Annotated in this window: 22 protein-coding genes and 1 other RNA gene; 11 read left to right on the forward strand and 12 right to left on the reverse strand. The window is 64.7% G+C overall.

What is annotated here, in order from left to right; genetic code table 11:
- Positions 1-77: 77 nt before the first annotated feature.
- A complete protein-coding gene (locus ACIP02_RS01825; protein ID WP_400612652.1) occupies positions 78-1,445 on the forward strand; it encodes a CYTH domain-containing protein in 1,368 nt (455 codons plus the stop codon).
- Positions 1,446-1,617: 172 nt separating this feature from the next.
- Here ACIP02_RS01825 and ACIP02_RS01830 read toward each other — a convergent pair whose 3' ends face one another.
- Positions 1,618-2,088, reverse strand: a complete 471-nt coding sequence (locus tag ACIP02_RS01830; RefSeq protein ID WP_400612654.1) for an Lrp/AsnC family transcriptional regulator — start codon at positions 2,086-2,088, stop codon at positions 1,618-1,620.
- A 127-nt stretch (positions 2,089-2,215) separates the two neighbouring features.
- Between ACIP02_RS01830 and ACIP02_RS01835 the strand changes: the two genes are divergently transcribed.
- The 3 genes from ACIP02_RS01835 to ACIP02_RS01845 all read left to right on the forward strand — a co-directional run bounded on the left by ACIP02_RS01835 (position 2,216) and on the right by ACIP02_RS01845 (position 4,814).
- The gene (locus ACIP02_RS01835; RefSeq protein WP_400612657.1) at positions 2,216-2,521 is read left to right on the forward strand and encodes a hypothetical protein; all 306 of its coding nucleotides are present in this window, start codon (positions 2,216-2,218) and stop codon (positions 2,519-2,521) included.
- Between the two features lie 217 nt (positions 2,522-2,738).
- Positions 2,739-4,412 carry a GspE/PulE family protein gene (locus ACIP02_RS01840; RefSeq protein ID WP_400612659.1) on the forward strand — a complete coding sequence of 558 codons (1,674 nt, stop codon included), beginning with the start codon at positions 2,739-2,741 and terminating at the stop codon, positions 4,410-4,412.
- Positions 4,413-4,499: 87 nt separating this feature from the next.
- Complete coding sequence (locus tag ACIP02_RS01845; RefSeq protein WP_400612661.1) at positions 4,500-4,814, forward strand: DUF2388 domain-containing protein; 315 nt, start codon at positions 4,500-4,502, stop codon at positions 4,812-4,814.
- A 114-nt stretch (positions 4,815-4,928) separates the two neighbouring features.
- Here the strand turns inward: ACIP02_RS01845 and gcvP are convergent, their stop codons facing one another.
- From gcvP to ACIP02_RS01895, 10 genes are all read right to left on the reverse strand, one after another.
- On the reverse strand, positions 4,929-7,802 hold the full coding sequence (gene gcvP / locus ACIP02_RS01850) for an aminomethyl-transferring glycine dehydrogenase (protein WP_400612664.1): 2,874 nt from the start codon (positions 7,800-7,802) through the stop codon (positions 4,929-4,931).
- A gap of 216 nt (positions 7,803-8,018) precedes the next feature.
- Entirely contained in the window at positions 8,019-8,402 is a 384-nt protein-coding gene (gene gcvH / locus ACIP02_RS01855) for a glycine cleavage system protein GcvH (protein ID WP_400612666.1), read from the reverse strand.
- A gap of 51 nt (positions 8,403-8,453) precedes the next feature.
- Positions 8,454-9,536, reverse strand: coding sequence for a glycine cleavage system aminomethyltransferase GcvT (gene gcvT, locus ACIP02_RS01860; RefSeq protein ID WP_400612668.1), 1,083 nt, complete (start codon positions 9,534-9,536; stop codon positions 8,454-8,456).
- Positions 9,537-9,660: 124 nt separating this feature from the next.
- Positions 9,661-11,283 (reverse strand): ABC transporter permease, encoded by a 1,623-nt coding sequence (locus ACIP02_RS01865; protein WP_400612671.1) that lies wholly within the window; start codon positions 11,281-11,283, stop codon positions 9,661-9,663.
- Between the two features lie 162 nt (positions 11,284-11,445).
- A complete protein-coding gene (locus ACIP02_RS01870) occupies positions 11,446-12,447 on the reverse strand; it encodes an extracellular solute-binding protein (protein ID WP_400612674.1) in 1,002 nt (333 codons plus the stop codon).
- Positions 12,448-12,667: 220 nt separating this feature from the next.
- Complete coding sequence (locus ACIP02_RS01875) at positions 12,668-13,885, reverse strand: 2-octaprenyl-3-methyl-6-methoxy-1,4-benzoquinol hydroxylase (protein ID WP_400612677.1); 1,218 nt, start codon at positions 13,883-13,885, stop codon at positions 12,668-12,670.
- A 9-nt stretch (positions 13,886-13,894) separates the two neighbouring features.
- The gene (locus ACIP02_RS01880; RefSeq protein ID WP_201201164.1) at positions 13,895-14,377 is read right to left on the reverse strand and encodes a DUF4442 domain-containing protein; all 483 of its coding nucleotides are present in this window, start codon (positions 14,375-14,377) and stop codon (positions 13,895-13,897) included.
- Complete coding sequence (gene ubiH / locus ACIP02_RS01885; protein WP_400612680.1) at positions 14,374-15,573, reverse strand: 2-octaprenyl-6-methoxyphenyl hydroxylase; 1,200 nt, start codon at positions 15,571-15,573, stop codon at positions 14,374-14,376. Before ubiH ends, ACIP02_RS01880 begins: the two co-directional genes overlap by 4 nt.
- Positions 15,570-16,904, reverse strand: coding sequence for a Xaa-Pro aminopeptidase (gene pepP / locus ACIP02_RS01890; protein WP_400612682.1), 1,335 nt, complete (start codon positions 16,902-16,904; stop codon positions 15,570-15,572). The genes ubiH and pepP overlap by 4 nt, the downstream gene beginning before the upstream one ends.
- Before the next feature lie 21 nt (positions 16,905-16,925).
- The gene (locus tag ACIP02_RS01895; protein WP_400612684.1) at positions 16,926-17,480 is read right to left on the reverse strand and encodes a YecA family protein; all 555 of its coding nucleotides are present in this window, start codon (positions 17,478-17,480) and stop codon (positions 16,926-16,928) included.
- Positions 17,481-17,661: 181 nt separating this feature from the next.
- Here ACIP02_RS01895 and ACIP02_RS01900 point away from each other — a divergent pair, with 181 nt between their 5' ends.
- The 4 genes from ACIP02_RS01900 to ACIP02_RS01915 all read left to right on the forward strand — a co-directional run bounded on the left by ACIP02_RS01900 (position 17,662) and on the right by ACIP02_RS01915 (position 19,050).
- Positions 17,662-17,844, forward strand: coding sequence for a TIGR02449 family protein (locus tag ACIP02_RS01900; RefSeq protein WP_201201241.1), 183 nt, complete (start codon positions 17,662-17,664; stop codon positions 17,842-17,844).
- Positions 17,841-18,161: a cell division protein ZapA gene (locus ACIP02_RS01905; protein ID WP_201201159.1), complete on the forward strand. Its 321-nt coding sequence runs from the start codon at positions 17,841-17,843 to the stop codon at positions 18,159-18,161. Before ACIP02_RS01900 ends, ACIP02_RS01905 begins: the two co-directional genes overlap by 4 nt.
- 17 nt (positions 18,162-18,178) lie before the next feature.
- A non-coding RNA gene (ssrS, locus tag ACIP02_RS01910) (6S RNA) lies at positions 18,179-18,358 on the forward strand.
- An 83-nt stretch (positions 18,359-18,441) separates the two neighbouring features.
- Positions 18,442-19,050, forward strand: a complete 609-nt coding sequence (locus tag ACIP02_RS01915) for a 5-formyltetrahydrofolate cyclo-ligase (protein ID WP_400612687.1) — start codon at positions 18,442-18,444, stop codon at positions 19,048-19,050.
- Between the two features lie 19 nt (positions 19,051-19,069).
- On the opposite strand, the gene ACIP02_RS01920 is transcribed toward ACIP02_RS01915, so the two are convergent.
- Positions 19,070-19,222, reverse strand: coding sequence for a hypothetical protein (locus tag ACIP02_RS01920; protein WP_400612690.1), 153 nt, complete (start codon positions 19,220-19,222; stop codon positions 19,070-19,072).
- A gap of 179 nt (positions 19,223-19,401) precedes the next feature.
- Between ACIP02_RS01920 and ACIP02_RS01925 the strand changes: the two genes are divergently transcribed.
- The 3 genes from ACIP02_RS01925 (at position 19,402) to rbbA (ending at position 24,301) form a co-directional block, all read left to right on the forward strand.
- A complete protein-coding gene (locus ACIP02_RS01925; RefSeq protein WP_400612692.1) occupies positions 19,402-19,851 on the forward strand; it encodes an EVE domain-containing protein in 450 nt (149 codons plus the stop codon).
- 773 nt (positions 19,852-20,624) lie between these two features.
- On the forward strand, positions 20,625-21,584 hold the full coding sequence (locus ACIP02_RS01930) for an HlyD family secretion protein (RefSeq protein ID WP_400612694.1): 960 nt from the start codon (positions 20,625-20,627) through the stop codon (positions 21,582-21,584).
- Complete coding sequence (gene rbbA / locus ACIP02_RS01935) at positions 21,581-24,301, forward strand: ribosome-associated ATPase/putative transporter RbbA (protein WP_400612696.1); 2,721 nt, start codon at positions 21,581-21,583, stop codon at positions 24,299-24,301. Before ACIP02_RS01930 ends, rbbA begins: the two co-directional genes overlap by 4 nt.
- Position 24,302 lies beyond the last annotated feature (1 nt).

Below are 24,302 nucleotides of genomic sequence, written 5' to 3' on the forward strand. Positions count from 1 at the left end.
AGCGCCCCCAAATCCAACAGTCCATTACTGACTGCTGTAGACTCTCCGCCAACCACGCCCCCTCCTTCGAGTCTGTGATGCACAAAGAAACCGAACTCAAGCTCCGCGCCAGCCGCGAGACCCTTGCCGCCCTGCGCGAGCACCCTCTGCTGAAAAAGCGCAACAAGTCCGGCTGGCAGACCCGCGAACTGACCAACCAGTACTTCGACACCCCCGAGCGTGAACTGTCCGCCGCGCGTGTCGCCCTGCGCCTACGCCGCGATGGCGATGTGGTCATCCAGACCCTCAAGTGCCGCGGCCAGAGTGTGGCGGGCCTGTCCGAGCGCAACGAGTACGAGTGGAGCCTGGACAAGGCCAAGCTCGACCTGAAAAAGCTCGACGCCACCTGCTGGCCCGAGCAACTGGCCGAGCTGGACAAAAAGACCATCAAGCCACTGTTCACCACCGACTTCACCCGTGAATTCGCTGAAATCGCCTGGGGCCGCGGCAAGAGCAAGGTCGTGATCGAGGCCGCGCTGGACCAGGGCTTTGTGGTTGCCGGCAAGCGCAAGGAAGAAATCTGCGAGCTGGAGCTGGAGCTGCGCGAAGGTGAGCCGCAGGCACTGCTGGAGCTGGCCGCCGAGCTGGCCGCCAGCCTGCCGCTGATGCCCTGCGACATCAGCAAGGCCGAGCGTGGCTACCGCCTGCTGGAGCCGGACAGCTACGAGCTGGGCCTGCCAGGCACCGAGCTGGACGCCGAGATGGCTGTGGACGATGCCTATGCCGCATTGGCCTGGCAACTGCTGGGCAGCAGCCAGCGTCTGGCCGAGCAATACCGCCACAACGGCCACTGGCGCCTGCTGCAGGACTGGGTCGAGTGCCTGAGCGAGCTGCGTGCCATCACCGCCAGCCTGGGCCAGGCCGCGCCGCGGGCAACCACCCGCGACCTGCGCAACAGCCTTGATGCCCTGCTGGAAGACTGGCGCCCGCTGGTGCAAGCCGGCAACGATGACGAAGACATCCGCCGCGCCGCGCCGGAGCAGTTCGCCGAAGAACTGGAAGACGTGCGCTGGGGCCAGTTCTCGCTGGAAACCTCGCGCTGGCTGCATGCCCGCGCCTGGACCGCAGAACGCAAAGGCCGTGGCGAGCGCCAGGGCAAGGCGCAGTTGGCCAGCTGGATGGCCCATTTGCTGGGCGAAGAAGGCCGCGCGCTGAAGCTGCCGCTGTACACCCAGCGCCCGGAAGACCTGGCCGAACAGCTGCCGCGTATCGAGCAACTGCTGGCCTGGCTGCACCATGCCCGCCAAGTGCTGGAAGCGCCGCAGATGGACCGCCTGTATGGCGACCTGAAGAAGCTGCATGAGCTGGCTGAGCTGCCCATCAGTGATGAAGTGCTGGAAGCGCGGATCGAACAGGCTCGGGCAGTGGATCAGAGCCGCGGCTGGAAGCACCTGCTCAAGGCTTGAGTCTTTCTGAAAGCTGACGCGGCCCCCTGTAGGAGCGGCCTTGCGTCGCGAAAGGGCCGCAAAGCGGCCCCAGCAATATCTGCTTGATGCACAAATCTGGGGGGCGCTTCGCCCCCTTTCGCGACACAAGGCCGCTCCTACAGGGGACCGCGTCAGCGGGTCCGAAGCGGCCTCACCGCGAAAGTGGCAGGCTAGTGGTGGACTTGATCTCCGACAGCGCCACAATCGAGTTCACTTCCTGAATCCCAGGCACGTTCGACAGTTTTTCGAAGAAGAACCGCTCATAAGCCTCGATATCCGAGGTGACGATGCGCAGCAAAAAGTCCACCGCCCCCATCAGCACATAACACTCCAGCACCTCCGGAAACCCGCGGATCGCCTCGGTGAACTCGGTAAAGTTGGAGCGCCCATGGGCGTTCAGTTTCACCTCGGCGAAAATCTGCGTATTCAGGCCGACCTTCTTGCGGTCGAGCAAGGTCACCTGCCCGCGAATCACCCCCTCCTCCTTCAAGCGCTGTATACGCCGCCAGCACGGCGATTGCGACAGCCCGACACGCTCGGCAATCTGTGCGCTGGACAGTGAAGCGTCCTCTTGCAGCAGTTCGAGAATGCGCCGATCGCAGGTGTCCAACTCGCTATGCATTATTAATTCTCCATGACTCTATATTTTGAATTGATCAAGTCGCTGCTTCAGCAAATCGATCAAATCATAGCGAAAAAATACCCCCGTCAACGTGCAAGAATTTCTCCCACATTTTGCGGAGACCAGCATGAACGCACAGCCCCGTACCGACGCCTGGGCCGCCCACAACGCCCACAGCACCGTGCACTATCGCCTGCAGGCCGAGGCCGAGCCCGACAGCCTGTGCCGGGTACTCAACCTGTTTGCCCTGCAGTTTTTGACCCCGCACAGCGTGCAGGTCAGCCAGCAGAATGACTGGCTGGATATCGAGGTGGGTATCGGCGGCTTGAGCTGGCACCGGGCCGAGGTGATTGCGCAGAAACTGCGTAACCTGGTGTGTGTGGGTGAGGTGAGCCTGAGCAATATGCAGCGGGTGGAGTTGGCGGTGGTCTGAGGCATTCCCTGGCCTGTACCGGCCACTTCGCGGGTAAACCCGCTCCTACAGGGATCACACACGCCGTGAGTGCTGTGCAGTACCTTTGTAGGAGCGGGTTCACCCGCGAAAGGGCCGGCACAGGCCCTGCAAAATCCAGAAACCCTTCACCGCCAACAACCTCTCCCCGCCCGTCTAGCCTTGATCAGCACTCCCCCCTCAGGCACGGACGCCCCTCATGCACACCCCCGACAACCCGGCACTCGACCTCAAGCGCGTGCTCCAGGCCCTGCTCGCCGACCAGCACCTGCACGCCAACGACACCCCAAAAATACTCGCCCACGCCGCCACCCACCCCACCTGCCACCCGCTGGAACAGATCGCCGCCTGCAGCCTGGAAAGCCGCCAGCACCCCGGACAGCCCCTGGACCTCGACCACCTCTGCCACTGGCTGGCCAGCAAGGTCGGCCAGCCGTACCTGCGCATCGACCCCCTGCAACTCGACCTGCCGCAGGTCAGCGGCCTGATTTCCCCGGCCTTCGCCCAGCGCCACGGCATCCTCATCGTCGCCGCCGACGCCACCAGCGTTACCGTCGCCAGCGCCCAGCCCTACCGGGATGACTGGCAGGCCGACCTGGCCCGCAGCCTGGGCCGGCCGATCCACCGCGTCCTGGCCAACCCGGCGCAGATCCGCCAGTCAGGCCAGTCGTTCCAGCGCCTGGCCCAGTCAGTGAAGGGCGCGCAATATCAGCAATCGGCAAGTCTGGGTGAGCTTGAGCAGTTGCTTGAGCTAGGCAAGCGCCAGGCCGAAGCCAGCGCTGACGATGCGCACATCGTGCACATCGTCGATTGGCTGCTGCAATACGCGATCGAACAACGCGCCAGCGACATTCACCTGGAGCCCCGTCGCGATCAAGGCCAGCTGCGCTACCGCATCGACGGCCTGCTGCACAGCGTTTACAGCTTCCCCGCCGGGGTGACCCTGGCGCTGGTCAGCCGTCTGAAGCACCTGGGGCGCATGGATGTCGCGGAAAAGCGTCGGCCGCAGGACGGCCGGCTGCAAAGCCGTCTGCCAGGTGGGCGTGAGGTCGAGCTGCGGCTGTCGACCCTGCCAACCCCGTTTGGCGAAAAGCTGGTGCTGCGCCTGTTCGACCCGCAGCAGCTGCAACAAAGCTTCGACCGCCTCGGCCTGCAAGGCCAGCAACTGGCCCAGTGGCAAGGCCTGCTGCGTCAGCGCCAGGGCATCATCCTGGTAACCGGCCCCACGGGCTCCGGCAAAACCAGCACGCTGTACGCCAGCCTCAAGCTGCTGGCCACGCCGCAGGTCAACCTGTGCACCATCGAAGACCCGATCGAGCGCCTGGAACCGGCCTTCAACCAACTGCAGGTACAGCCAGCGCTGGACCTGGGCTTTGCCGACGGCGTGCGAGCCATGCTGCGCCAGGACCCGGACATCATCATGGTCGGCGAAATCCGCGACCGCGAAACCGCCCTGGTGGCGGTGCAGGCAGCACTGACCGGGCATCTGGTGCTGTCCACCCTGCACACCAACGACGCCTGCGCGGCGATCACCCGCCTGCAAGAGCTGGGTGTGGCCGACTACCTGATCAAGGCGACGCTGGTGGGCGTGATGGCCCAGCGGCTGGTACGCACCCTGTGCACGGACTGCCAGGTGGCTGCATCAGCCCACTGTCGCACCTGCCGGGGCACTGGCTTTCATGGGCGCACAGGTTTGTTCGAACTGCTCGAGCCCAGCGACAACCTGCGCGCACTGATCAGCCCGAACGCCGACCTGACCCAATTGCGGCGCCAGGCACTGGCCGATGGCCTGGTGGACCTGCGCCGTTGTGGTGAGGCTAAAGTGGCCAGCGGGCAAACCCGTGCGGAAGAAGTGCTGCGCGTCTGCAGCTGACGAAAAGCCCCCTGTATTCAGGAACTTGCCTCATTTGAAAAGATCCAACGGCGCATCTTCAACCCTCACCCTTCGAGGTGTTTCAACATGCGTCTCAAAACCGCCATCGCTGCCGCTGCCCTGCTTTCGCTGCCTGTGGGCTCGGCCATGGCCGATACCTTCTGGCGTAACGTAATGACCTCCGGTGCTACCACAGCGTCGAGCTACCTGACCTCGCACGATCACAAGCTGGTGATGGCTGCGCAGGATGATGCTGGCAGCTTCGTGGCCAGCGAAGGCGCGATCCGCGGGCCGTTCCTGGAAGCGGCCATGCACCAGGCCCGGGCGGAGAACCCGGGGCTGCAGGCTTCGGACATGGAGCTGGCCAATGCCATTCTGGCCAAGAATGCGGTAGCCGATTAAATCCATGGGGGTGCTTTGCACCCCTATCGCGACACAAGGCCGCTCCTACAGGGGATCGCGTACCCTTGTAGGAGCGGCCTTGTGTCGCGATAGGGCCGCAAAGCGGCCCCGATTTCAGCGATAAGCTTCCATTGGCACACAAGCACAGAACAGGTTGCGGTCCCCATACACGTTGTCGACCCGGTTCACCGCCGGCCAGTACTTGTGCTGGCGCACATGCGCACTGGGCGCCACCGCCTGCTCCAGGCTATACGGCCTGTCCCACACCCCCAGCACATCGGCCAAGGTATGCGGCGCATGCTTGAGCGGGTTGTTCTCCGCCGGCCAGTTTCCCTCCTGCACCTGGGCAATCTCCGCACGAATCGCCAGCATCGCCTCGACAAAACGGTCCAGCTCGGCCTTCGACTCGCTCTCGGTCGGCTCCACCATCAGCGTGCCCGGCACCGGGAACGACATGGTCGGTGCATGGAAGCCATAGTCCATCAAACGCTTGGCCACATCTTCCTCGCTGATGCCGGTCAGCGCCTTCAGTGGCCGCAGGTCGAGGATGCACTCGTGCGCCACGCGCTGGTTACGCCCGCGGTAGAGCACCGGGAAAGCCCCGCCCAGCTGGCTGGCCAGGTAATTGGCCGAGAGGATCGCCACTTCACTTGCATCGGCCAGCTGCGGGCCCATCATGGCAATGTACATCCAGCTGATCGGCAAGATACTCGCGCTACCCCAGGGCGCGGCACTGACCGCACTGTTGTTCGGGTCCAGGCCGGGCACCGGCACCACCGGGTGGCTGGCGACGAACGGCTTGAGGTGCGCGCGGATGCCGATTGGCCCCATGCCGGGGCCGCCGCCGCCGTGGGGGATGCAGAAAGTCTTGTGCAGGTTCATGTGCGAAACGTCGGCGCCGATGTCGGCCGGTCGCGCCAGGCCCACCTGGGCATTAAGGTTGGCGCCATCCATGTACACCTGGCCGCCGTGCTGGTGCACCACTTCGCAGATTTCACGAATGCCCTCTTCGTATACGCCATGGGTCGAGGGGTAAGTGATCATCAGGCACGACAGGCGTTCTCCGGCCGCGCCGGCCTTGGCCTTGAGGTCGGCCAGGTCGACGTTGCCGTCGTTGTCGCAATCGACAATCACCACCTCCATGCCGGCCATCTGCGCCGACGCCGGGTTGGTGCCGTGGGCCGACGAGGGGATCAGGCACAACGTGCGCTGCGGTTGGTGGCGGCTGCGGTGGTAACGGGTAATCGCCATCAGGCCGGCGTATTCACCTTGGGCGCCGGAGTTGGGCTGCATGCAGATGGCATCGAAGCCGGTGATCGCGCACAGCCAGCTTTCCAGCTCGTCGATCATCGCCTTGTAGCCGGTGGCCTGCCCCGCCGGGGCAAACGGGTGCAACTGGGCGAAACCAGGCCAGGTGATCGGGATCATCTCGCTGGTTGCATTGAGCTTCATGGTGCATGAGCCCAGCGGGATCATTGACTGGTTCAGCGCCAGGTCCTTGTTCTCCAGCTGCTTGAGGTAGCGCAGCATCTCGGTTTCGCTGTGGTGCAGGTTGAACACCGGGTGGGCGAGGATCGGCGTACGCCGCACCAGGCTGGCGGGGATGCCTTCGGGCAGGGCCAGTTGATCAAGCGCAGCGATCTCCAGGCCGTGATCCACCCCCAGGAAGATATCCAGCAAGCGCAGCACCGTGTGCTCGTTGCAGGTTTCGTCCAGGCTCACGCCAAGGTGCCCGCGGCCGAGGATGCGCAGGTTGATCTGCGCGGCTTCGGCGCTTTCGATAATGGCCGCCTGGGCACCGCCGACATCCAGGGTAAGGGTGTCGAAGAAATGCTGATTGAGGCGTTTGATGCCCTTGGCCTCAAGCCCGGCAGCCAGGATGAAGGTCAGCCGGTGCACGTGCTGGGCGATGCGCTGCAGGCCCTCAGGGCCATGGTAGACGGCGTAGAAGCCAGCAATGTTGGCCAGCAGCACCTGCGCCGTGCAGATGTTGGAGTTGGCCTTCTCGCGGCGAATGTGCTGCTCGCGGGTTTGCAGGGCCATGCGCAACGCGGTGTTGCCACGGGCATCGCGTGATACGCCGATGATGCGCCCGGGCATGGCCCGCTTGTAGTCATCACGGCAGGCGAAGTAGGCGGCGTGTGGGCCGCCGTAGCCCATCGGCACGCCAAAACGCTGGGTCGAACCCAGCACCACATCCGCGCCCAGTTCCCCGGGCGGTGCGAGCACCACCAGGCTGAGCAGGTCGGCGGCCACGCAGGCCATGGCCTGCTGGCTGTGCAGCTGGTCGATCAGCGGGCGCAGATCGCGCACCTCGCCATGGGTATCGGGGTATTGCAGCAAAGCGCCGAATACCGCGTGTTTGCCAAGGTTATCCACAGCGTCGATGATCAGCTCGAAGCCGAAGCCCTCGGCGCGGGTCTTGAGTACCGACAAGGTCTGCGGGTGGCAGTGCTGGTCGGCAAAGAACGCATTGCTCTTGCTGCGCGCCACCCGTTTGGCCAGAGCCATGGCCTCAGCGGCGGCGGTGGCTTCATCGAGCAGCGAGGCATTGGCCAGCGCCAGCCCGGTAAGGTCGATGACCATCTGCTGGAAGTTCAGCAGCGCCTCCAGCCGGCCTTGGGCGATTTCAGGCTGGTAGGGCGTGTAGGCGGTGTACCAGCCAGGGTTTTCCAGCACGTTGCGCAGGATGACCGTGGGGGTGAGAGTGCCGTGGTAGCCCATGCCGATCAGGCTGGTCCAGACCTGGTTCTGCCCGGCGTAACCGGCCAGTTTGGCCAGGGCGGCCTGCTCGTCCAGGGCTGGTGGCAGGTCAAGGGCGCGATTGAGGCGGATGTCTGGCGGTACGGTCTGCTCGATCAGCTCAGTGCGGCTGGCAACGCCCAGCGCCTTGAGCATGGCCTGCTGCTCGCTGGCATCCGGGCCGAGGTGGCGACGCAGGAAAGGGTTGAGCTCTTGCAGTTGATGCAGGGACGGCGACTGGGACATGACGACGCTCTCTTCCTGGAACAGCTCTCATGGAGACTTACAAGTCTAGGAAGGGATTGCCGATTGTGCGGGGAAACTTGTTTGCACCTGGCGAAAGCCGGGGGCGCTTTGCGCCCCTATCGCGACACAAGGCCGCTCCTACAGGAGTATGCGATCTCCTGTAGGAGCGGCCTTGTGTCGCGATAGGGCTGCGAAGCAGCCCCAGGGATCTTTCAATTATTCGCCGATCGCGGCCTTGTAGGCAGCGGCATCCAGCAGCTTGTACAGCTCGGCCGGGTTGCTTGGCTTCAGCTTGAAGATCCACGATTCGTAAGGTTCTTCGTTAAGCAGCTCCGGGTTGTCAGCCAGCTCTTCGTTCACAGCGATCACTTCGCCACCCACCGGGGCGTAGATGTCCGAAGCGGCCTTGACCGACTCGACCACACCCGCAGCGTCGCCAGCGGCGAACACCTTGCCGACTTCGGCCAGCTCGACGAACACCACGTCACCCAGGGCTTGCTGGGCGTGGTCGCTGATGCCCACAGTCACCGTGCCATCGGCTTCCAGGCGCGCCCACTCGTGGCTTTCGGCAAAACGCAGTTCGGCGGGGATAGTGCTCATGTAATGAATTCCTCGATTGGCTCAGCGGTACGCCCGCCGGTTATAAATGGTTCAGATCAGGATCTTGCCGTGGCGCACGAAGGTCGGTTTGACCACCCGCACCGGGTACCACTTGCCGCGAATCTCCACCTCGGCCCGGTCACCGGTGGCCATGGGTACGCGCGCCAAGGCAATGGACTTGCTCAGCGTAGGAGAGAAACTACCACTGGTGATCTCCCCTTCGCCAATCCCGGCTACACGTACCACCTGGTGGGCGCGCAGCACACCGCGCTCTTCCAGCACCAGGCCGACCAGTTTTTCCTGCACACCGTGCTCGATTTCCGCCAGCAGGCCAGCGCGGCCGATAAAGTCGCGCTCGGCCGGCTCCCAGGCGATGCTCCATCCCAGGTTGGAGGTAAGTGGGGTGTGGGCTTCGTCGATGTCCTGGCCGTACAGGTTCATGCCGGCTTCAAGGCGCAAGGTATCGCGGGCGCCAAGGCCGCTGGGGGCGATGCCGGCGCCGACCAGGTCGTTGAAGAAGGCCACGGCCTGATCACCCGGGAAGATGATCTCCAGCCCGTCCTCACCGGTATAACCGGTGCGGGCAATGAACCAGTCGCCTTCGGCAACCCCTTCGAACGGGCGCAGTTCGCGGATAAGCGCGGCACGTGCAGGGCTGAGCAGGGCTGCGACTTTCTCGCGGGCATGCGGGCCCTGGATGGCAAGGATGGCCAGGTCCGGGCGGACCTGGAAGTCTACGGCGAAGCCGTCGCGCTGCAGTTGCAGCCAGTCGAGCACCTTTGCCCGGGTGGCGGCGTTGGTGACCAGCCGGTAGCCACCCTCGGTGCGATAGACGATCAGGTCGTCGATCACCCCGCCCTGCTCGTGCAGCAGCGGGCTGTAGAGTGCTTTGCCGGTGTCGTCGAGGCGGGCCACGTCGTTGGCCAGCAGGCGTTGTAGCCAAGCGGTGGCATCCGTGCCGTGGACATCGACAACGGTCATGTGGGAAACATCGAAGACGCCGCAGTCGCTGCGCACCTGATGGTGCTCCTCGACCTGCGAGCCATAATGCAGAGGCATGTCCCAGCCACCAAAATCGACCGTCTTGGCGCCTAGCGCCAGGTGCAGGTCATACAAAAGCGTACGCTGTCCCATGGGTTTCTCCTTCCGGGCGTGGCGAAGCGGCGGCGGTCGATGACGTGGGTCGTCAGCTCTTGTTGTTTAACACCCGCCGCGCGAATGCCGCGCATTGTAGCCGCAAGGTCGCAAGCTGGCATCCTTAGTAGCTGTGACCGGGTCGACGTGCCGAACGGCGGATCAGGCCGATGACCGGCAACAGGCCCACCAGTACCAGGGTCAATGCCGGCAGCGAGGCACGCGCCCACTCGCCTTCGCTGGTCATCTCGAACACGCGCACGGCAAGGGTGTCCCAGCCGAACGGGCGCATCAGCAAGGTGGCCGGCATTTCCTTGAGTACGTCAACGAACACCAGCAAAGCAGCACTCAGGGCACCGGGCACCAGCAACGGCAGATACACCTTGAAAAACAATCGCGCGCCACCGACGCCCAGGCTGCGCGAAGCCTCCGGCAAAGACGGGCGAATGCGTTCCAGGCTGCTCTCCAGTGGCCCGTAAGCCACCGCGATGAAGCGCACCAGGTAGGCCAGCAGCAACGCCGACAAGCTGCCTAGCAGCAACGGTTTGCCGGCCCCGCCCAGCCAACTGGACAACGGGATGACCAGGTTGTTGTCGAGGTAACTGAAGGCCAGCATGATCGACACCGCCAGCACCGAACCGGGCAAGGCATAGCCCAGGTTGGCCAGGCCGACGCCAGCGCGAATGCCACCGGTCGGCGCCTGGCGCCGGGCAAACGCCAGCAGCAGCGCCACGCACACCGTGACCAGCGCGGCCATGCCGCCCAGGTACAGGGTGTGCAGCACCAGGCCGACGTAGCGCTCGTCCAGGTCATGTCGGCCGCGCTGCCAGAACCACGCCAGCAGCTGAAGCAGCGGGATGACGAAAGCGCAGGCGAACACCAGCAGGCACCAGCCACTGGCCAGCAACGCCTTGACCCCACGCAGGTGGTACAGCGCCTGCGCGCGTGGCCGCTCGTTGCCGCTGCGGCTGGCCCCACGGGCGCGACGCTCGCCGTACAGCACCAGCATGACCGCCAGCAGCAGCAGGCTGGCCAGCTGGGCCGCGCTGGACAGGCTGAAGAAGCCGTACCAGGTCTTGTAGATGGCGGTGGTAAAGGTGTCGAAGTTGAATACCGCCACCGCACCGAAGTCGGCCAGGGTTTCCATCAGCGCCAGGGCAATACCCGCGCCGATCGCCGGCCGCGCCATGGGCAGGGCCACGCGCCAGAAAGCCTGCAAAGGCGACAGGCCCAGTACCCGCGCGGCTTCCATCAGGCCCTTGCCCTGAGCCAGAAACGCCGTGCGTGCCAGCAGGTAGACGTAGGGGTAGAACACCAGCACCAGCACAATGATCACCCCGCCGGTGGAGCGTACGCGCGGCAGGCGCATCGGCCCGAACGCCTCGCGCAGCGCGCTTTGCACCGGGCCGGCGAAGTCCAGCAGGCCGACGAAGACGAATGCCAGCACGTAGGCCGGGATGGCGAACGGCAGCATCAGCGCCCAGTCCAGCCAGCGCCGCCCGGGGAACTCGCAGAGGCTGGTAAGCCAGGCCAGGCTGACACCCAGCAGGGTGACACCGATGCCCACGCCGACCACCAGGGCCAGGGTATTGCCGAGCAGGCGGGTCATCTGGGTTTCCAGCAGGTGCGACCAGATCTGCAGGTCGATGGTTTGCCACGACAGCAGCAGGACGCTCAGGGGCAGGAGGACCAGGGCGGCGATCAGGGCGACCGGGAGGTACCAGCGGCGTTGGGGGGTGTGGGGCAAGTTGGATGTCTCTGTGGCTGATTTGCGACCGCTTTGCGGTCGTTCGCGGGTGAACCCGCTCCTACAGGGACCGCGCAACATTCAAACCTTGTGCGGTCGCTGTAGGAGCGGGTTTACCCGCGAAAGGGCCCTTGCAGGCCCAAAGAGGATAAAGCCTGGCGCTTAGTTGTAGCCAGCCCGATCCATCAAGCGAATGGCTTCAGCCTGGCGCTTGCCGGCAATTTCCACCGGAATGCTGTCAGCCTTGAAGCTGCCCCACGCGGCCACTTCTTCCGATGGCTTGACCTTCGGGTTGGCCGGGAATTCCTGGTTGATGTCGGCAAACAGCTTCTGTGCTTCTTCGCCGGTCATCCACTCCACCAGCTTTTTCGCCGCTTCCGGGTGCGGTGCATGTTTGGTCAGGCCAATGCCTGACAAGTTAACGTGCACGCCACGGTCACCCTGGTTGGGCCAGAAGATCTTCACCGGCAGGTTCGGGTTCTGCTTGTGCAGGCGGCCGTAGTAGTAGGTGTTGACCACGCCCACATCGCACTGCCCAGCCTCGATGGCCTGGATCACCGCGTTGTCGTCGGAGAACACGTCGGTGGACAGGTTGTTGACCCAGCCTTTGACGATCTGCTCGGTCTTGGCTTCGCCGTGGGTTTCGATCAGGGTGGCGGTCAGCGACTGGTTGTACACCTTCTTTGCCGTGCGCAGGCACAGGCGGCCTTCCCATTGTTTGTCGGCCAGGGCTTCGTAGGTGCTCAGCTCTGCCGGCTTGACCCTGTCGGTTGCGTAGATGATGGTGCGCGCGCGCAGGCTGAGGCCAGTCCAGTCATGGGACGAGGCGCGGTACTGCGGCGGGATGTTCTGGTCGATGATGTCGGACTTGATCGGCTGCAGGATGCCCATCTGCTCGGCCTGCCACAGGTTGCCGGCATCGACGGTCAGCAGCAGGTCGGCCACGCCGTTATCGCCCTCGGCCTTGATGCGCTGCATCAGCGGGGCTTCCTTGTCGGTGATGAACTTGACCTTGACCCCGGTCTTGGCGGTATAGGCGTCGAACACCGGCTTGATCAGCTCGTCGATGCGCGAGGAGTAAACCACCACTTCTTCCGCCGCCTGGGCGGTGCCGCCGAACAAAGTCAGGGCCAAGGCGGCCAGTAGGGGCTTGCGTGGCAACATGGAAAGCACTCCTCGGAACGTTTGAGAGGTGCAAATGGTAGTGAATCCCATTTTCTGGCTCACCCTTTGAGCCGTTACCGGATGTTGCAGGAGGGGGCCGCCTTGCGGCCCATCGCGACGCAAGGCCGCTCCTACAGGGACCGAGTGAGCTCTGGCCTTGTGATATCCCTGTAGGAGCGGCCTTGTGTCGCGATAGGGCCGCAAGGCGGCCCCAACAATCTCAAGCCTTGGCCAGATCCGGCAGATCGCCACTCAAACCCAACGCCTGCCGCACAAACAGCGCCTTAGCCTCCGGCATCTGCTCCACCAGCTTCAACCCGCTGTTACGCAACCAGCGCAACGGCAGCGGGTTGGCCTGGAACAACCGCTCAAACCCTTCCATGGCCGCCATCAGTGCCAAGTTGTGCGGCATGCGCCGCCGCTCGTAACGGCTCAGCACTTTCACATCCGCCAGCCGCTCACCACGCTCACAGGCATTGACCAGCACCTCGGCCAGCACTGCGGCATCGAGGAAGCCCAGGTTCACCCCCTGCCCGGCCAGCGGGTGAATGGTGTGCGCCGCATCTCCGATCAACGCCAAGCCTTCATCCACATAGCGCTTGGCGTGCCGCTGGCGCAGTGGCACGCACACCCGAGGGTCGGCCTGCAGCACATCGCCCAGGCGCCCCTCGAAGGCCCGTTCCAACGCCTGCAGGAAAGCCGCTTCGTCCAGTGCCATCAGCTGCTCGGCATGCTCCGGGGTGGTCGACCATACGATCGAGCACCAGTCCTGCTGCCCATCGCGGGTCAACGGCAGGAACGCCAATGGCCCTTCATCGGTGAAGCGCTGCCAGGCCGTGGCCTGGTGCCCGGCGCTGCAACGCACGCTGGTGACGATGGCATGGTGCAGGTAATCCCACTCGCGGGTTTCGCAACCGGCCAGGCGTCGCACTGCCGAGTTGGCGCCGTCAGCTGCAATCACCAGCGGCGCGCGCAGTTGCCGGCCATCGGCCAGGGTCAGCAGCCATTCATCACCAGAGCGGCGCAACTGCTCCAGCCGGGCATTGGCCAGCAGGCCGATATCGCTGTCGAGCAGGCGCTCGAGCAGGCCGTCCTGCACCACCCGGTTCTCGACGATATGGCCGAGTACCTGGGCATGCACGCTGGCGGCCGAGAAATGAATCTGCCCGGTGCCGCTGCCATCCCACACATGCATGTCGGAATAGGGCGTGGCGCGCCGCTGGGCAATGCCGTCCCAGGCGCCAAGGCGCTCGAGGATGCGCTGGCTGGCCGCCGACAGCGCGCTGACGCGCGGCTCGAACGGGGCCTGAGCATCGAACGGCTTGACCGTCAGTGGGCCGCCGTCGAGCAAGAGGATTTGCAGGCCGCTGTGGCGCAACGCCAGAGCCAGGGCGCTGCCGACCATACCGGCACCGACAATCAACAGATCTGCGCGCATTTCCATGCCTTACGCCAGCCTCGCTTGCGGCTTGAGCCGCACGTATAGGGTTTTATCGACCCGCGCCACCAGCTCGCCGGCACCATCGCGGATATCGACCTGCAAACGCGGCAGGCACTTCTTGCCGGTGGCGGTCTGCTGGCGAATGTCGTCCAGCAGCGCGTCATCGACGTGGAATTCGGCATACACCGGGCCTTTGCCCGGCGAGATGAAATCGATGCTGGCGGCCTTGTCCCAGACGATGTAGTCGCGCCCCAGCTGTTCGATCAGCAACAACATGTAGAACGGGTCGGTCATGGCATACAGGCTGCCACCGAACTGGGTACCGACGTAGTTGCGGTTCCAGCGCGTCAGCTTCATCGCCACCTTGACGCTGCGCAGGTCCGGGCTGATGTGCTGCACGCGAATCCCCGCGCCCAGGTAAGGTGGGTAGAGGTTCAGCAGCCAGCGCAGCATGCGCGCCCGGCGCGCCAGTTTACGTGGGTTGCTCATGCCTGGCCCCGCGGATCGGGGCGGGTGCCCAGGCCCATGGCCTGGCGGGCGAACCAGCTTTTTGCCGGTGGCAGCAGGTCGAGCCCGAGCAGGCCGAGGTTGCGCCCGGCAGCCAGCAGCGGCTGGTTGCTGCCAAACAGGCGGGTAACCTGGTCGGAAAAGCCGATAGTCATTGCCTGGTCCAGGCGCTGACGCTGGTGATAGGCCAACAGGGTGGCCAGGTCGCCAGGCTGCTGCGGGCCGGCCAGCAGCGCCTCGGCCAGCGCTTGCACGTCACGCAGCGACAAGTTGAAACCCTGGCCGGCGATGGGGTGCAGGCTGTGTGCAGCGTTGCCCAGTACCGCCAGGTGCGGGCGCACCTGCTCCTGGGCCTCGATCAGCGACAGCGGGTAGAGGTGCCGCGCGCCCACCTGGCGCAGCGCGCCGAGGCGGTAGCCGAACACGCCCTGCAACTCGCGCAGGAAGCTGCGCTCGTCGATGTCGGCCAGGCGCCGTGCGTCCATGCCCTGGCGGGTCCACACCAGTGCACAGCGGTTATCCGGCAATGGCAGCAGGGCCATCGGGCCCTCTTCGGTGAAACGCTCGAAAGCCTGGCCTGCGTGGGCTTCGCCCGGGGTGATGTTGGCGATCAACGCGCTCTGCTGGTAAGGCGTGTGACGCACGTGGATGCCCAGTTGCTCGCGCAGGCCGGAACGGCCACCGTCGGCCAGTACCGCCAGGTCGCACGCCAGCTGGGTGTCGTCGTTCAGGCGCAACTGGTAGCCGCCTTCGATGGCCTGCATCGAGGTGACTTCTGCCGGGCAGCGCCAGCTCACCACTTCGCTGTCCAGCCCTTGCCACAGGCATTGGCCAAGCCAGGCGTTTTCCACCACGTAGCCCAGCGCCGGCACACCCTCTTCCATGGCATCCAGGCGGGTGGCGCCAAAGCGACCACGGTCGGACACGTGAATCTGCCGGATCGGCTCGGCGCGGCGGCCAATGGCCTGCCAAAGGCCCAGGTGCTGGTAGATCTGCTGGGTGCCGAACGACAACGCCGAGGAGCGCGCATCGTAGCTGGGCTGGAAGCTGTCGCCGGGGGCGAACGGCTCGATCAGCAGGATCTTCCAGCCCCGCGCCTTGGCCCCGGCCTGCAGGGCCAAGGCCAGGCTTGCGCCTACCAGACCACCGCCAATGATCGCCAGGTTTACCCGGTTCATGCCGCGTCCTTGCGGGCGGCCTGCATTAGCGCCTCGATCTCGGCGACCGTGCGTGGCACGCCCGAAGTCAGGATTTCACAACCTTGCCTGGTCACTACCACGTCGTCCTCGATCCTTACCCCAATGCCGCGCCACTTTTTAGCCACGGCCTGATTGTCGGCGCCAATGTAGATACCCGGTTCGACGGTCAGCGCCATGCCGGGTTCCAGCACCCGCCACTCGCCGCCCACCTTGTAATCGCCCACATCATGCACATCCATGCCCAGCCAGTGGCCGGCACGGTGCATGTAGAAGGCGCGATAGGCCTCGCTGTCGATCAGCGCCCGCACATCGCCTTCCAGCAGGCCCAGCTCCACCAGGCCTGCGGTAATGACCCGCACGGTCGCTTCGTGGGCGTGGTTCCAGTGCTTGCCGGGGGCGATTTCGGCAAACGCCGCCGCCTGTGCCTTGAGCACCAGCTCGTAGATGGCCTTCTGCTCGGGCGAAAACCGCCCGCTGACCGGGAAGGTGCGGGTGATGTCGCTGGCGTAGCAATCGATTTCGCAGCCCGCGTCGATCAGCACCAGGTCGCCATCCTTGAGCGGCGCATCGTTCTGCTGGTAGTGCAGGATGCAGCCATTGCGCCCTGCCGCGACGATCGAGCCATAGGCCGGCATCTTTGCCCCGCCCTTGCGGAACGCGTAGTCCAGCTCGGCTTCCAGGCTGTACTCGTGCAGCCCGGCCCGGCAAGCCTGCATGGCCCGCACATGGGCACGCGCAGAAATGTCTGCGGCCGCGCGCATCACCTTCACTTCCGCTGCCGATTTATACAGGCGCATGTCGTGCAGCAGATGATCCAGCGCAACGAACTCGTTCGGCGGCTGGGCGCCCAGCCGGGCCTTGGAGCGGATCACGTTGATCCAGTCCATCAGCCGGCGATCGAACTCGGGGTTGCTGCCCATGGCGCTGTACACCCGCTCGCGGCCTTCGATCAGGCCCGGCAGAATCTCGTCGATGTCGGTGATGGGGAATGCATCATCGGCGCCAAAATCGCGCACCGCGCCTTCCTGCCCGGCGCGCAGGCCGTCCCACAGCTCGCGCTCGGGGTTGCGTTCACGGCAAAAAAGCACGTACTCGCCATGCTCGCGCCCGGGGATCAGCGCAATCACCGCCTCTGGCTCGGGGAAGCCGCTAAGGTACTGAAAGTCGCTGTCCTGGCGGTACACGTGCTCGACGTCGCGGTTGCGGATGGCAACTGCGGCGGCGGGCAGGATGGCGATGCTGTTAGGGACCATCTGCGCCATCAGCGCCTTGCGCCGCCGGGCATACTCGGCCTTGGGAATGTGGCTCATGGGCAGACTACCCCTGGTTGATCAGTGCAGCGATGGCTTGGGCGCGGGTGCGGCCGGCTTGGCCAGCTCGGAGAACAGCAGCAAGGGCGCCACGCGCAGGTATTCCATGACTTCCATGTAGTCGCTCTCGCCGTCTTCGGACTCTTCGAGGGCCTCCTGCACCTGGGAAATGGCTACCAGGTCCTGCAGCACTTCCTTGGCCTCGTCGGACAAGTCCTTGCCGCCGGCGTTCAAGCCGAAACCGGTAATGAAACCTTGGCACCACTGGCCCAGCGCGGTGGCGCGGTCGGTCAGTGCAGCGTCGTCGGAAGGCAGCAGCAGGACGATGGCCATATCGTCGCTGGTGAGCTCACCCTTGACCATTTCCTGCAGGCCGACCAAGGCGTTGCGCACGGTGTCACCGGGCTCGGTTTCCAGTAGCTGGGCGGCATCGGCCAGCCAGCTGTCGGCGTCAAAGCCGGCACCGGCGCAGCTGCGGCCGATCAGCAGGCCGTGCAGTTCGGCCGGGGTGACAGGATGGCCATTGCTCGAGAGCAGCATGGCGAAGGCGATGTAGGGCGATTGGGTATTGGGCATGGGCAGCTAGGCGCCAGACGGCGCAATGACTAGAATGGAGACCTTGTATCCTAGCACCGGCAGGCGCGCCAAGACCATCGGCACTGGCCGTCGCCGCCCAGGGAGAGGCATCATCGCCAGGTGACTGAACGACGGAGCGAATCGAGTGCAACCCACGCAAGAGAACGACCTGCAGGCACTGATGAGCCGTTTCGAGTTGCTGATCGACCGCGTCGAGCAACTAAAACGGCAAAATGCACTCCTAGTAGCTCAGGAAAAGTCCTGGCGCGAAGAGCGCGCCCACCTCATCGAAAAGAACGAGATCGCCAAGCGCAAGGTCGAGTCGATGATCATACGCCTCAAGGCTCTGGAGCAAGACTCATGAGTTCAAGCAATAGCGTCACCGTGCAGATTCTCGACAAGGAATACTCGATCATCTGCCCGCCGGAAGAGCGCAACAACCTGGTCAGCGCCGCGCGCTACCTGGACAGCAAGATGCGCGAGATCCGCAGCAGCGGCAAGGTGATCGGCGCCGACCGCATTGCAGTCATGGCCGCGTTGAACATTACCCACGAAATGCTCCATCGCCAGGAAGAACGCAGCGATGCGCCGGTCAGCAGCACCAACCGTGAACAGGTGCGCGACCTGCTGGATCGGGTAGACAAGGCTTTGTCCGACGACACGGATACCAAAATCGGCTGAGATTGGTATACTGGCGCCACTCCCTGGGGGATGCGCCAGTCGGTTATGTCCCTGAGCCGATACGCACAACCACGGGGGTTGCACGCTGGGGCCGGTGTGCATGTCCGCCCGACGGAAAGCCTTAACGCCCCCTGCAATCTCCACCTTGAACTTTCGGGTTCAAGGGCTACACCGATAGCGGTCTTATCGGGGAGCCTGAATTTCTTTGCCCGCCCCTGTGGCGGGCATTTTCGTTTTGGCCGCCCATCAATGCGGCCAGCACTTCCGGGATGCCCGTGCCATGACCGACACTGCACCGCTAACCCGCCCTCAGCTTCGCCGCTTGCTTCGCAATGCCCGCCGCGCCCTTACCCCGGCCCAGCAACGCCAGGCTACCCTTGGCCTGTACCGCCAGCTGGCGCAGCACCCGTTGTTCCGCCGCGCCCGGCACATTGCCCTGTACCTGCCCAATGACGGCGAAATCGACCCTTGCCTGTTGATGCGCGAAGCCCAGCGCCGCGGTAAGCGCACCTACCTGCCAGTGCTGCATGCCTGGCCGCGCACGCGCATGGTGTTCCAGCGTTTCGAGCAGGGTGAAAAGCTCAGGCCCAACCGCTTCCGCATTCCCGAGCCGGTGACCGAGCGCAAGCGCCAACGGCCGATCTGGGCGCTGGACCTGATCCTGCTACCGTTGGTCGGTTTTGACGAAGTAGGTGGTCGCCTGGGAATGGGCGGAGGCTTCTATGACCGCAGCCTGGCCTACCAGGCGCGTCGGCAAACCTGGAAAAAACCGTTGCTGCTGGGGCTGGCACATGAATGCCAGAAGGTCGAGCGGCTGGCCCAGGCCAGTTGGGATGTACCGCTGCAGGGCACGGTCTCGGACCGGGGCTGGTACCTGGCGCCGCGTTGAGCGGCGCCAGCGGGGGGCATCAACGTTGTGGCTGGCTGGCCTCGACCGACATCTGATAGGCGTTGTCCAGCTTGCGCTCCAAGAACCCTTGCGCATAACCGGTAGTGACCACACCCAGGCCAAAAATGAACACCAGGATCCACAGCAGATCCGGCTTTTTACGTTGATTCATCGAAGATTGCCCCCCAGGCAAACTGTTCAGTGCTCGGCGACTTTCTGGGTACCGCCGGAGCATCGCGCGTTAAACGGGGCGCATTTTCCGACAACCTGCGTCTGCAAGCAAACCTTGACGCCAACCGGCTGTCGGTTTCGTGCAACAGGTTATTTCAAACCTTTTCAGGAGCACGCTGCATGGCCTATTGGCTGATGAAATCCGAGCCCGACGAGCTCTCCATCGAAGCCCTCGGCCGCCTGGGCGAAGCGCGCTGGGACGGCGTGCGCAACTATCAGGCGCGCAATTTCCTGCGCGCCATGAGCGTGGGTGACGAGTTCTTCTTCTACCACTCCAGCTGCCCGCAGCCCGGTATTGCCGGCATTGCCCGGATCACCCGCGCGGCCTACCCCGACCCGACCGCGCTTGACCCGCAGAGCCACTATTACGATGCCAAAGCCACGCCTGAGAAGAACCCGTGGAGCGCAGTGGATGTGGCCCATGTGCAAACCCTGCCGCGGGTGCTGGAACTGGGCTGGCTGAAGCAGCAGGCCGGCCTGGCCGACCTGCCGCTGGTTCAGAAAGGCAGCCGCCTGTCGGTGATGCCGGTAACGCCCGAGCAATGGGCAGTGATTGTCGCACTGCGCTGAAACTGCGGCTAAGGTCTGAGTTTGCTTTTGGAACTTTGTCCCAATCCCTGTACCGCGTCGCCTGCTTCGCGGGTAAACCCGCTCCTACAAGGACCTCACAGTCTTCGGGCTGACGCGGTCCCCTGTAGGAGCGGCTTTAGCCGCGAACACCGGCAACGCCGGTGCCGTATACCGCGTCGTCTGCTTCGCGGGTAAACCCGCTCCTACAAGGACCTCACAGTCTTCGGGCTGACGCGGTCCCCTGTAGGAGCGGCTTTAGCCGCGAACACCGGCAACGCCGGTGCCGTATACCGCGTCGTCTGCTTCGCGGGTAAACCCGCTCCTACAAGGACCTCACAGCCTTCGGGCTCACGCGGTCCCCTGTAGGAGCGGCTTTAGCCGCGAACACCGGCAACGCCGGTGTCGAATAGCGCGTCGTCTGCTTCGCGGGTAAACCCGCTCCTACAAGGACCTCACAGTCTTCGGGCTCACGCGGTCCTCTGTAGGAGCGGCTTTAGCCGCGAACACCGGCAACGCCGGTGCCGTATACCGCGTCGTCTGCTTCGCGGTAAACCCGCTCCTACAAGGACCTCACAGTCTTCGGGCTCACGCGGTCCCCTGTAGGAGCGGCTTTAGCCGCGAACACCGGCAACGCCGGTGCCGTATACCGCGTCGCATTCTTCGCGGCTAAAGCCGCTCCTACAAGGAACGTGACAGCCCTTTGATTGATATCAACACGCCGCACATGGCCGTAAGCCATGATGCAGTGTGCATGACCGCAAGGATGCGAAACGATGAACCGATACGCCCCCAGAGTCTTCGCCACCGCTTTGCTTCTCCTGCTGGCTGCAGCCGGTGGGCTGGGGTACTGGAAGTCGCTCCACGACCAGCTGCCCGAAGGCCTGAGCATGGGCAACGGCCGGCTCGAAGCCACCGAAGTGCAGATTGCCAGCAAGATCCCCGGCCGCCTGGCCGAAGTGCTGGTCGATGAAGGCGATAACGTCATCCGCGGCCAGCTGCTGGCGCGCATCGACACCCGCACCATGGAAGCCCAGCGCAGCCAGGCCGAGGCCGAAGTACTGCGCGCCCAGCAGAACTACGCCGCCGCCCAGGCCAGCGTGCAGCTGCGCCAGAGCGAATTGCTGCTGGCCAGCCAGGAACTCAAGCGCATACGCGAAATCTTCCAGCGAAAATATGCCAGCCAACAGTTGCTCGACCAACAGCAGGCGCGCTTCGACACGGCCAACGCCGCCGTGGTCGCCGCCCGCGCCCAACTGGCAGCGATCAAGGCCGCCATCGGCGCTGCCGAGGCCCAGGTGGCCCAGCTCACCAGCGAAATCGACGACAGCAGCCTGCGAGCGCCGATCGACGGCATCATCCAGCTGCGCCTGGCCGAGCCCGGCGAAGTGCTGGGTGCCGGCGGGCGTGTGTTGATGCTGATCGACCCCAGCGACCAGTACATGAACCTGTACCTGCCCGCCTCCACCAGTGGCCGGCTGACCGTGGGCGACCAGGCGCGCATCGTGCTCGACGCCTTGCCCGACCGTGCCCTGCCGGCCAAGGTGGCGTTTGTCGCGGCCAAGGCCCAGTTCACCCCGAAACAGGTAGAAACCCGCGACGAACGACAGAAGCTGGTATTCCGGGTCAAACTGCGCCTGAGCGACCCCGGCGCCGTGCCGCAGGCCAAGCCGGGCATGCCCGGTGCCGGTTATGTGCGCACGGCTGAAGTGGACTGGCCGGCCAACCTGCAATGAACGCCTCGGCACTGCTGGCCGAGGGTATCAGCCACCGCTATGGCGACCTGACAGCACTGCACACGCTGGGCTTCAGCCTGCCGGCGGGCACCCGCTGCGCACTGATTGGCCCGGACGGTGCGGGCAAATCGACCCTGCTGGGGCTGATTGCCGGGGTAAAACGCCTGCAAAAAGGTGAACTGCAGGTACTGGGCGGCTCAATCCGCCAGCGCCGCCATCGCGCTGCGCTGTACCCGAAAGTGGCGTTCATGCCGCAAGGGCTGGGCAACAACCTGTACCCGGAACTGTCGATCAGCGAGAACATCCGCTTTTTCGCCACCCTGTTCGGCCTAGGCCGGCGCGAGTGCGAACAGCGCATGGCCAACCTGCTGCAGGCCACCGACCTGCAGCGCTTTGCCGAGCGCCCGGCCGGCAAGCTCTCGGGCGGCATGAAGCAGAAACTGGGCCTGTGCTGCGCGCTGATCCATGAGCCCGACTTGCTGATCCTCGATGAGCCCACCACGGGGGTCGACCCGCTGTCGCGGCGGCGCTTCTGGGAACTGGTCGAGCAAGTGCGCGCACAGCGCCCGCAGCTGACCCTGCTGGTGGCCACCGCCTACATGGAAGAAGCCGAACAGTTCGAGCATTGCCTGATGCTCGATGGCGGCCGCCTGCTGGCTGCAGGCCCCAGCCATGAGCTGGCGGCCGTCACCGCCAGTGGCAAGCTGGACGACGCCTTCACCCACTACCAGGGCGCGGGCAAGGCGCAACATCAACCCCTGACCATCCCGCCGCGCCCGGCCACAGGCGGCCCGGTTGCCATTGAGGCGCACGACCTGACCCTGCGCTTTGGCGACTTCACCGCGGTGAACAAGGTCAGTTTCGCCATCGGCCGAGGGGAGATCTTCGGTTTCCTCGGCTCCAACGGTTGCGGCAAGACCACCACCATGAAGGTGCTCACCGGCCTGATGCCGGCCAGCGAGGGCAGTGCCAGCCTGCTGGGGCGCCCGGTGGATGCCAGCGACCTGGCCACGCGCAAGCGGGTCGGCTTCATGTCGCAGAGCTTTTCGCTGTATGGCGAACTCAGTACCCGGCAGAACCTGGCCTTGCACGCCCGCCTGTTCGACCTACCCAAGGCCGAGAGCACCCAGCGCATCGACGAGCTGATCGAACGCTTCGACCTCGCCGCGATTGCCGACCAGCCCTCCGGCGCCCTGCCCCTTGGCTTACGGCAGCGGCTATCGCTGGCGGTAGCGGTACTGCACCGCCCGGAGGTGCTGATCCTCGACGAACCGACCTCGGGCGTCGACCCGGCTGCCCGTGACGACTTTTGGCGCCTTCTGGTGGAGCTTTCGCGCGAGCAAGGCGTGACCATTTTCCTTTCCACCCACTTCATGAACGAAGCCCAGCGCTGCGACCGTATCTCGCTGATGCACGCCGGGCGGGTACTGGCCTGCGATACACCGGATGCGCTGCAGCGCCAATACCAGGGCAACACCCTCGAAGACGCGTTCGTGCGCTGCCTTGAGCAAGCCCAGGAACTGGCGCCGCAAGCCACCGACACCCGCATGCTGGAACAGACAACCCGCTCCACGCCGCCGCTGCGCCAGGGCTTCAGCCTGCGCCGCCTGTTGGCGGTGGCTAGCCGCGAGGGCAAGGAACTGCTGCGTGACAAGGTGCGCCTGGCCTTCGCCCTGCTGGGGGCGCTGTTCATGATGGTAATTTTCGGCTACGGCATTTCGCTGGATGTAGAAAACCTCGCCTTCGCCGTGTACGACCAGGACCAGAGCCCGCAAAGCCGCACCTACCTCGAAGCGTTCCGCGGCTCCCGCTATTTCGCCGAACAGGCGCCAATCCGCGACAGCCGCGAGCTGCACCAGCGCCTGCAACGCTCGGAAATCAAACTGGCGCTGGAGATTCCACCCGGGTTTGGCCGCGACCTGTACGCCGGGCGCCAACCCGTGGTGGCTGCCTGGCTTGACGGCGGCATGCCGTTCCGCGCCGAAACCAGCCGTAACTATGTGGAGGCCGTGCACAAGGCCAACCTTGAGCAACTGGCCAAGGCCAGCCCGCAACCACAGGCGCGCCAGGCGCTGGTGCGCCTGGAAACACGCTTTCGCTACAACCAGGACGTGGTCAGCGTGAACGCCATCGGCCCGGGGGTAATGGCGCTGATCCTGGCCTTCATCCCGGCCATGCTCACGGCGCTGGGCATCGTTCGCGAGAAAGAGCTCGGCTCCATTACCAACTTCTACGCCACCCCCCTCACCCGCCTGGAATTCCTGCTCGGCAAGCAGATGCCCTACCTGGCCGTGAGCCTGGTCAACCTGGCGCTGCTGGTGGCGATGAACCGCTGGCTGTTCGCCGTGCCGCTAAAGGGCAGTGTGCTGGCCCTGGCCTGTGGCGGTGTGGCCTACCTGCTGGCGACCACCAGCCTGGGCCTGCTGATTTCGGCGTTCACCCGCACCCAGATCGCGGCCATTCTGGGTACCATGATCATCACCAGCCTGCCGACCATCCAGTTCTCCGGGCTGATCGTGCCCCGCTCGTCACTCGATGGCGCAGCAGCCGTGATGGGCCAGCTGTTCCCGGCGGGGTACTTCCTCGACATTGCGGTCGGCACCTTCACCAAGGCGCTGGGACTGCGCGAATTGTGGCCGCAGTGCCTGATCCTGCTGGGCTTCTTTGCTGCATTCACCGGCCTGAGCCTGGCCATGCTGAAAAAGCAGGAGCCCTGAC

Source organism: Pseudomonas sp. NPDC089408, assembly GCF_044749445.1.
In the GTDB taxonomy this organism is placed as follows: Bacteria; Pseudomonadota; Gammaproteobacteria; order Pseudomonadales; family Pseudomonadaceae; genus Aquipseudomonas.